We start from the raw sequence: 6,925 nt of genomic DNA, 5'->3' as shown, positions 1-6,925 counted from the left end.
ATATAGAAATCAAAATTCATAGAATAAAATAATATTTTTTACCTACAAATTATAATTAATCTAAATAAATATTAGATTTGCCTACAGTAATATTACTGTTCACTTTAAACAAAAAATGAGCAGCAACTAATCAATTACCAATTCTAATTACCGATGACAAAAACACTAAAAAAGAACATTGCGAAGCTACATTTATGGCTTGGACTGGGATCAGGCTTAATTGTTTTTATAGTAGCACTAACAGGAAGCTTACTGGTTTTTGAAAAAGAAATTGATCAGTTTATAAACCCAAATTTTTACACAGTTCCAACGATTGGGTCTAAAAAAAAAACATTGGATTACTGCACTCAGATTCTCAAAAGAGAATATTCAATACAAAAAATAAGCAGAATCACCACTTTTAATGATCCTCACCGCACGATACAAATTGTTGGAAAGAACAATCAAAAAGAAGTACAAGTTTTTTCCATAGATCCGTATAGCGGAAAAATCCTAGATACTGCCTTGCAGAAAGATAGATTCTTTACTATTGTACTCTCTCTTCACAGACAGCTTTTATTGGATGACATAGGCGAAATTATCACGGGAATCTCCTGCCTAATTTTTGTTATTCTACTTATTTCAGGCTTAGTAATATGGTGGCCGAAAAAAAAGAAATATCTAAAACAAAGACTTACTATAAAACGCAATTCTTCGTTTAAACGATTAAACTGGGATCTTCATTCTACTTTTGGATTCTACAGTTTTCTATTCCTGCTGGTTATATCATTAACAGGATTAACTTGGTCGTTTAAATGGTTTGAAAAAACAATGTATTTTCTGGCTGATGGAGAAATAAAAAAAGTTTCACTCAAAGTAGAGAATCCAACAAAAATTGATCAAAAACTGAATCAGACTTCATTTTACCAAAATATCTACAACAGAGCAGACAGTATTTTTCCATACCAAGGAAATATTCAGATCAGGATGCCTGCAGATACAATTAACAGTATTCAGGTCTTAAAAGAGCATTTGGATTTTAGCATTCCAAATCAGTCAAGCGCGGCTTACTTTGACAGGTTTACTGGAAAAATTATTGAAATCAGACCCTATGAGTCATTTAGCCGCGGCGACAAAGCAAAAAGACTTGTCTATCCAATTCATACAGGCAGCATTTACGGATATCCAACCAAAATTATTGCCTTTATAGTGACACTATCTGCTTTGTTTCTGCCGATTACAGGCTTGCTTATTTTGCTTGGTAAAAAAAGAAAAAACAAATCCTAACACGAACGTCTGGATCTGTTTACATGTATCCTCCCTCCAAAATTCTTTTTTCGCCTCTTTTAAGAATAATTTAAATCCTTACACCACCACCTTTTTAGAAAAGCATTTAAAACATCAACAAAATCAACGAATTAAGGAATAATTATATATTCCTGCCATACCTATTAAAGCCTTCACAATTAGCTTCTCTTTTTGCAGAAGTGCCCTCCAATATTATAAATATAACCTAATCCGTTTGGTTTATTTTTTGAAATAAGCGTTTTTTGCAAACCCTAAGAAAATTTAAAATGAAAAAAATAGCCCTCTTTATTCTTTTAATTATTTCCTCATTAGCGGCTGCACAAAAAAAAACATCCGTTAAAGAGTCAAACGAAAATACCGAAAAATACTCTTTATACAAAACTCATGCTCATGCTTCCTATTACAACGATAAATTCAATGGAAAAAGAACTGCCAGCGGGAGAAAATTCAACAACAGCAAGCTCACTGCCGCACACAAAAAATTTCCTTTTGGAACAAAACTAAAAATCACAAACGAAAAAAATAATAAATCAGTTATTGTAGAAGTTATCGATCGAGGACCTTATAGTAAAAGAAGAGAAATTGATCTTACCAAAAAAGCTTTTATGAAAATTGCCTCAAATAAAGGAAGCGGTTCCCTTAAAGTCAAAATTGAAGTTTTAAAAAACTAAACTGCAAACAAATCAATTAGAGAAACCTGCTCATCATTTCAACCCAATTACCATTGCAGGCTTTAGCAAAAATATTTAACAAGGAAGCAATTCTTTTTTTTTGAAGTTTATCTTTAAAATCAAACTACAAATTCAACCTTTTTACCAAAACAGAAGACGAAACAGAGCAAAATTTCGTTATTCTTTTAAACATACGTCAAAAATTAAAATAGGTAAAACACGCACCGCGCAACGATTAACCGACGTTTATTAAATGTTTACAAAATAGATTTTCAAAAACCATAAATAATTGTATTTTTACGGTTCAAAATTCAGAAAATAAATGGGCAAAATCATTGCGATTGCTAATCAAAAAGGAGGCGTTGGAAAGACAACTACATCAGTAAATCTTGCTGCCTCATTAGGTGTTTTAGAAAAAAAAGTATTACTTATTGATGCTGATCCTCAGGCAAATGCAACATCTGGCCTTGGGATTGATGTTGAGACTGTAGAGATTGGAACTTACCAAATACTTGAACATAGCCACACGCCAAAAGAAACTATCATCCAATGTACAGCACCAAATGTTGACGTGATACCTGCTCACATTGACCTTGTTGCCATCGAAATTGAATTGGTTGACAAGGAAAATAGAGAATATATGCTTAAAAAAGCATTAGAAAGTGTTAAAGAAGAATATGATTATATCATTATCGACTGTGCTCCTTCATTAGGTTTATTAACCTTGAATGCTCTTACAGCAGCTGATTCTGTAGTAATCCCAATTCAGTGTGAGTATTTTGCACTTGAAGGATTAGGAAAACTATTGAACACTATAAAAAGTATTCAAAAAATACACAACCCAGATCTTGATATCGAAGGATTACTTCTTACGATGTATGATTCAAGATTACGTTTATCAAATCAGGTTGTAGAAGAAGTTCAAAAACACTTTAACGATATGGTTTTTGATACCGTAATTCAGCGAAATGTTAAATTGAGCGAAGCTCCAAGTTTTGGCGAAAGCATCATTAATTATGACGCAACCAGCAAAGGAGCAGTTAATTACATTAACCTTGCTCAAGAAATTATAAAGAAAAACAGTAAATAGTTTTTATGACAAAAGCAATTAAAAAACAAGCCTTAGGAAGAGGATTATCAGCATTATTAAAAGATCCGGAAAACGACATTGTATCAGTAGAAGATAAAAATGCTGATAAGGTTGTTGGAAATATTATTGAGCTTGAACTAAGTGCTATCGAAATAAATCCGTTTCAACCTAGAAGCAATTTTAACGAAGAATCATTACGCGAGTTAGCCACTTCCATCAAAGAACTTGGTGTAATTCAACCTATTACTGTTCGAAAATTAGATTTCAACAAATACCAATTAATTTCTGGAGAACGTCGTTTACGTGCTTCAACTTTATTAGGATTAACTCACGTTCCTGCATACATTCGTATTGCAAATGATAATGAGTCTTTAGTAATGGCTTTAGTTGAAAACATTCAACGTCACGACTTAGACCCAATCGAGATTGCACTTTCATACCAGCGTTTAATTGACGAAATTCAATTAACGCAAGAACAAATGAGTGAACGTGTTGGAAAAAAACGCTCTACAATTGCCAACTATTTACGTCTTTTAAAACTTGACCCAATTATTCAAACGGGAATTAGAGATGGTTTTATCAGCATGGGACATGGACGTGCTATTATCAATATTGAAGATTTAGATGTTCAAACTGATATTTATCAAAAAATTGTAAGCCAGAATTTATCTGTTCGTGAAACAGAAACTTTAGTAAAAAATTATCACGAAAGTTTAAAACCGAAAGCAGAACAAAAACCAAAATCTGATACTTCATTTATGGTTAGAGAAACTCAAAAAAACTCTTTCAATGATTATTTTGGTTCAAAAGTTGATATAAAAGTCGCTGGCAACGGAAAAGGAAAAATCACAATTCCATTTAGTTCCGAAGCCGACTTTAATCGAATTATAAAATTAATTAACGGATAGTGAATAAGATTGTCCCCATAAGTTTATTGTTCTTTCTCATAGGAACCGTTTCTCTTTTTGCTCAAACAAAAAAAGACACGGTTTTGGTTGTTAAAGACACAAGCAAATTACAAGAAATTGACCCTTTGACACCAGCAAAAGCAGCATTTTATTCTGCAATTTTGCCAGGTTTAGGTCAAGCCTATAATAAAAAATACTGGAAGATACCATTAGTTTATGGTGCCATAGGAACCAGTTTATACTTTTACATCGATAATAATAAAAAATACCATGATTATCGTGATGAATACAAACGCAGACTTGAAGGCTACGGTCCTGGAACTGGCGGAAAGTACGATTATCTAGATGACAGCAGGCTTATTGCTGGTCAAAAATTCTATCAGCGAAACCGAGATTTATCAGCACTTTTTGTTGTTGCCTTTTACGCTTTAAATATCATCGATGCCAACGTCGATGCCGCCTTGATTCAATTCAACGTAAACGAAAGACTATCATTACGCCCGGAAATTTATCCTGCCGATGTAACTTTTAAACCGAATGTTGGACTAACTTTTAATTACCACTTTTAACAGCTTTTAAAGGCTTTTAAAATCAAAAATATATAAAATGAAAATTGCACTTTTAGGATACGGAAAAATGGGTAAAGTAATCGAAAGAATTGCTTTAGAAAGAGGTCATGAAATTGTTTTAAAGAAAGATGAATTCAATACTTACGACGGACTTTCAACAGCTGATGTCGCTATTGACTTTAGTGTTCCTACTGCAGCCGTAGATAATATTTCAAACTGTTTTCATGCAAATGTTCCTGTTGTTTCTGGAACAACTGGATGGCTGGAACACTTTGACGAAATGGTTGCCCTTTGCAACGAAAAACAAGGCGGATTTATTTCAAGTTCAAACTTCAGTTTGGGAGTTAATATTTTCTTTGAACTAAATGAATATTTAGCCAAAATAATGTCGCAATTTGATTCATACAAAGTATCGATGGAAGAAATTCATCACACTCAAAAACTAGATGCTCCAAGCGGAACGGCTATTTCTTTGGCAAAAGGCGTTATTGAAAACAGCAATTATGCAAATTGGACTTTAGAAGATGCTAAACAAGGCGAAATTCACATTGAAGCGAAAAGAATTGGAGACGTTCCTGGTACTCATACCGTAACATACGACTCAATTGTAGACAGCATCGAACTAAAACATACTGCTCACAATCGAGAAGGTTTTGCTCTAGGTGCAGTAATTGCTGCTGAATGGCTTGCTGGTAAAAAAGGAATCTACAGCATGAAAGATGTATTAAATCTAAAATAAAACATACTAAACTTAAGATTTCTACATAAGAACAACCTAAAGTTTAAAACATAAAAACACAAAAACTATGACACTATATTCTTGGTTCGTATTTTTCTTAGCAGTACAAATCATCCACTTTGTGGGAACTTGGAAACTGTATCTGGCAGCAGGTAGAAAAAGCTGGGAAGCTGCAATTCCTGTTTATAATTCGATTGTTTTAATGAAAATAATCGGACGCCCAACTTGGTGGACATTTTTGCTTTTCATTCCAATTATCAACTTAATTATGTTTCCTGTTGTTTGGGTTGAAACCTTAAGAACTTTTGGTAAAAAATCGACATTGGACACTATTCTAGGTCTTTTCACTCTAGGTTTTTATATTTATTATGTAAACTATACTCAAAAATTAGAGTATAATGCAGACAGAAAACTGACACCTGATAACAAAACAGCCGATACGATCAGTTCACTACTTTTTGCCGTTATTGTTGCGACTTTAGTACACACTTATGTCGTTCAACCTTATACAATCCCGACATCATCTCTTGAAAAATCTCTTTTAATTGGTGACTTCTTATTTGTGAGTAAAATAAATTACGGCCCTAGAGTACCAATGACTACAATTGCATTGCCAATGGTTCACGACTCTATTCCGTTAACAAAAAGAAAATCATATTTAAGCTGGCCTCAATTACCATATTTCAGACTGCCTGCCCTAGAAAAAATCAAACGTACAGATATTGTAGTTTTCAACTGGCCAGTTGATACTGTACATTATTTTTACGAACCAAAAGGAAGACCAGGTGTAATTAAACCAATAGATAAAAGATCAAATTACGTAAAAAGATGTGTTGGTATTCCTGGAGACAGCTTATCAATAAAAGATGGTTTTGTTTACATTAACGGAAAAAAATTAGTTTTACCAGAGAGAGCTAAACCGCAATATTCTTATGCTGTAGCATTAGACGGAAAAACAAGTATTGATTTTGAATCATTACTAAAAGAATTAGACATTACAGATCCAGCAGGTTTTAGAAGCGAAAAAAGAGACACTCTTTATTTTGGCTCATTAACCGAAGCGAGCGCAGAACGAATCAAAAACACTCCAGGTGTTACTGCAGTAGTAAGAAAAATTGAAACAAGAGTAAACAATGCTGTTTTCCCTCATATCAATAAATGGAATGAAGATAACTATGGTCCAATTTACATTCCAGAAGCCGGCAAAACAGTTGCATTAACAAATGAATCTTTACCATTCTACAAAGACATTATCACCAATTACGAAGGAAAAAAACTAGAAATACAAGGTTCTAAATTTTTAATTGACGGAAAACCTGCAACAACATATACCTTCGAACAAAATTATTACTGGATGATGGGAGACAACCGTCACAACTCTGAAGACAGCCGTTTTTGGGGTTACGTTCCAGAAAATCATATTGTTGGAAAACCAGTTTTTATTTGGATGAGCTGGGATACAAACGGAAAAGGTATCAACAAAATACGTTGGAACCGTGTCTTCACAACTGTTGACGGTGAAGGACAACCACAATCTTACTTCAAATATTTCTTAATTGTTCTTGGTCTTTACTTCGTTGGAGAATTCTTCTGGAGAAAAAGAAAAGAAAACAAAGCATAAAAAAAAACGTTAATTCGTTGAACTGGTAAATCGTTTAATT

General features: G+C 33.3%; 7 protein-coding genes. All 7 read left to right on the top strand.

The genetic code is table 11. From position 1 onward, the window contains the following. Positions 1-153 precede the first annotated feature (153 nt). The 7 genes from B0A81_RS10480 to lepB all read left to right on the top strand — a co-directional run bounded on the left by B0A81_RS10480 (position 154) and on the right by lepB (position 6,885). Positions 154-1,266: a PepSY-associated TM helix domain-containing protein gene (locus tag B0A81_RS10480; protein ID WP_089057990.1), complete on the top strand. Its 1,113-nt coding sequence runs from the start codon at positions 154-156 to the stop codon at positions 1,264-1,266. Between the two features lie 287 nt (positions 1,267-1,553). Beyond that, entirely contained in the window at positions 1,554-1,958 is a 405-nt protein-coding gene (locus B0A81_RS10475) for a septal ring lytic transglycosylase RlpA family protein (RefSeq protein WP_089057989.1), read from the top strand. A 322-nt stretch (positions 1,959-2,280) separates the two neighbouring features. Continuing rightward, complete coding sequence (locus tag B0A81_RS10470) at positions 2,281-3,048, top strand: ParA family protein (protein ID WP_089055893.1); 768 nt, start codon at positions 2,281-2,283, stop codon at positions 3,046-3,048. Between the two features lie 5 nt (positions 3,049-3,053). Then, positions 3,054-3,956 carry a ParB/RepB/Spo0J family partition protein gene (locus B0A81_RS10465; RefSeq protein WP_089057988.1) on the top strand — a complete coding sequence of 301 codons (903 nt, stop codon included), beginning with the start codon at positions 3,054-3,056 and terminating at the stop codon, positions 3,954-3,956. Continuing rightward, the gene (locus B0A81_RS10460; RefSeq protein WP_089055891.1) at positions 3,956-4,525 is read left to right on the top strand and encodes a DUF5683 domain-containing protein; all 570 of its coding nucleotides are present in this window, start codon (positions 3,956-3,958) and stop codon (positions 4,523-4,525) included. The genes B0A81_RS10465 and B0A81_RS10460 overlap by 1 nt, the downstream gene beginning before the upstream one ends. Before the next feature lie 37 nt (positions 4,526-4,562). Beyond that, positions 4,563-5,264 (top strand): 4-hydroxy-tetrahydrodipicolinate reductase, encoded by a 702-nt coding sequence (gene dapB, locus B0A81_RS10455; RefSeq protein WP_089057987.1) that lies wholly within the window; start codon positions 4,563-4,565, stop codon positions 5,262-5,264. A 67-nt stretch (positions 5,265-5,331) separates the two neighbouring features. Next, on the top strand, positions 5,332-6,885 hold the full coding sequence (lepB, locus tag B0A81_RS10450; RefSeq protein WP_089057986.1) for a signal peptidase I: 1,554 nt from the start codon (positions 5,332-5,334) through the stop codon (positions 6,883-6,885). The last annotated feature ends 40 nt before the right edge of the window (positions 6,886-6,925 follow it).

Origin of the sequence: Flavobacterium plurextorum (genome assembly GCF_002217395.1) — a bacterium.
Taxonomy (GTDB): Bacteria; Bacteroidota; Bacteroidia; order Flavobacteriales; family Flavobacteriaceae; genus Flavobacterium; species Flavobacterium plurextorum.
Note: the sequence above shows the minus strand (reverse complement) of the source record. Positions and strands in the feature narration are given on the sequence as shown.